Below are 2570 nucleotides of genomic sequence, written 5' to 3'. Positions count from 1 at the left end.
CTCTGGACGCCATCCGTACCGATGGGGACGCTATCTGTCCCTGCCTGGGCACCATTTGTGCTGACCGGGACGATGCTGTCGCGTGGGGGGCGGTGCCGCACGCCGGAGACCTCCACCCGCACCCGGCCGTACTCCGACTTGGATTTCCCCCCGAGCCGGACGTCCTCGCTGGCCAGGCACGCGCGCGGCCAGTCGGGGCCGGCCGTGGCCAGCGCGTCGTGCAGACGCTGGCTCACCCGCACGTGGGCGCGCAGCCGGGTGTCGGTATGGATGTCGTCGGATCCGGATGTGCGCGGCGGGATCACCTGGACGGTGTAGAGGCCGGAGTCCTCGGTCGGTCGCTGGCTGTACTCCTCCACCTGGTTGTGCATGGCGACCGCGAGCACCGGCTGGTGGAAGAGCAGGCGTGTGGCGCTGGGAGCGTGCTTGTCGGCACCGGCCGATCCACCAGCGTCGACCGGCCCGGTGCCACCGGTCGGCCCGGCGGCTCCGGCAGCGTCGACGGGCGCGACGTAGCCGGTGCGCATCGGCTTGTACTGGGCCTTCGGCTGGCCGGCGCGTAGCCGGTTGAGCACATTCCGGGGGTCTCCGTCTTTGGCGTCTTTGGCTCCCTGGGCCTCCTTGGATCCCTGGACGCCGTTGGCGCCACCGGCGCCGGAGTGGTGTGAGCTGTCGGAGCCGGAGGTGTCAGCCCGATCCTTCGCCCGCTGGAACGCCAGTGGGACCGGGTCGGAGCGCTTCCCGGCGACTTCGGGCGTCGCCGCTGTGACGATCAGCTCGCCGGCGGTCACGGCGTCCGCCGCGGCCTGGGGAGCGAGCCTGCGCAGCGCGCCGTGGACCCAGGGCAGCAAGGTCGTCCCGGGCAGCTGGTCGGCGCCGGTGAGCATGTTCCCGCTCACCCCGGTGGACGCGAGCACCGGCTGGTCCACGGTGATCGTCAGATCCACCTCGAACCAGCGCTCCGCCGCAGCCCGGGCGACCACAGCCGGTGCGTGACCCTGAACGACCACCGGCTCTGCCGGTGCCGGTACCTGGCCGCGGAAGTCCGTGACCGCCCGGAAGGCGTTGTCGAGAAGCCGGAGGCGGGCGCTGTCCGCCTTCTTCCGTGCGATGTCGGCCTGGTCGGCGTCGGCCAGGCCGACGGATTCGGACTTCGAGACCAGCACCCGTGCGGCACCGGCGCCGCGGCGCCGGTCTCCGCCGACCGCGTCGATGAGCGACGCCCCGATCAGCAGCAGCGTCGCGGCCGCGCGCCGCTGCTCCCGTGTCCAGGAGTCCGCGTCGACCAGCCGCGCGGTGGCGAACAGGGTCGCCGGTTTGGCCATCTCGACGAAGCGCAGCATGTCGTCGTGGGCCCGGCCGGTCCGGTGGTCGATCGCCACCCCCGGCTTGATCAGCGTCCACCGGTCGCCGCGGTCGCCGAGCGTGGGGATCGCGGGCCGGTCTGTCCGCGGCTTCGCCTTGGGCGGCAGGTGGGCGGAGCCGACGGTGAACAGCGGCGCCGTCCCGGCATGGCCGAACAGCGCGCGCGTCCACGCCCACCAGGGCCGGTTGGCCTCGCCATGGCGGGCCGCCTCGGCGTCCAGCGCGATGCTCGCCTGTGCGCAGGCGTCGCGCCACAGGCCGGTCAGCGTCGTGCCCGGCAGGTACGGCCGGCCATGGGCGTCCCGCCGGATGGTGGCGTCGATGCCGCCCGGCAGCCCGTAGCCGCTCCCGACGTGCCAGTCGCCCGTGATGTCGACGATCACGGTCAGCGGGTCCGGCACCGCGCCGTTTTCGAGGTCCAGGTCAGGCATTGGCATTCTCCGAACGGTTCTTCTCCAGCAGGGACGCGGGCAGCACGTCGACCAGCTCGAGGGCGTCCAGCAGGCCGGTGACCCGGACGGTTTTCGTGGTCGCGGCGGCTTCCGCCCCACCGCTGCCTTCGGCCCTGTCGGTGCCTTCCGCACTGTCAGTGCCTTCGGCGTCCGGCGGGCTCTGCTCCGGATGATCGACAGCAGTCGGCCAGAACAACGACGAGTTGCCGCCACCGCCGAGCGTCGCGCGTTCGGCCGCTGGCAGCGGAGAGGAGATCTTCGCCCACAGCTTCTCGGCCTCGTTCGGCGCGGTGAGCTGTCCGCGTAGGGCGATCACGTGCGACCGGGAGATGAGACGAGCACCGGTCTGGTCCTTACGGGTCAACTCGGCGGCACGGCGCAGGACACGCTCCCAGTGGCGGTCGGGGTCGTCCTGTTCGCTGCCGCTGACCATCGCCGGCCGGCAGGTCAGCCGGGTCTTCGTCGTCGTGGTCGGCGGCAGGTCCAGCCGGGCCCTGATGTGATCGAGGTCGGGGACGTTCGTCTCGTACAGGATGTGCCAGTCGACGTAGGAGCGGTCCCGGCCGCGCTCCTTCGCCGACGAGCAGAGCTGCTCGGCGAGCCGGTACGCCTGGCTGAACGGGAACTGCCACTTCACCAGCGCGACCCCGGCCGCCGCGGTCAGCCCGACGCCATGACCGGCATCATGATCAGTGTCACCGTCGGTGTCGTGACCGGCATCGCGGCCAGCGCCACGGGCGGTGCCGTGACCGG

General features: G+C 72.2%; 2 protein-coding genes. Both read right to left on the bottom strand.

Translation table 11 applies throughout. From position 1 onward, the window contains the following. On the bottom strand, positions 1 to 1796 hold a 1796-nt coding region (locus AC5LUJ_RS19095; protein ID WP_493465410.1), incomplete at its 3' end, for an RAMP superfamily CRISPR-associated protein. After that, the coding region (locus AC5LUJ_RS19090) for a hypothetical protein (protein ID WP_493465409.1) at positions 1789 to 2570 on the bottom strand (782 nt) is incomplete at its 5' end. The genes AC5LUJ_RS19095 and AC5LUJ_RS19090, both read right to left, overlap by 8 nt.

It is taken from the genome of Protofrankia sp. CiP1_Cm_nod3 (assembly GCF_982290655.1).
This window is presented reverse-complemented; position numbering and strand designations above follow the sequence as displayed.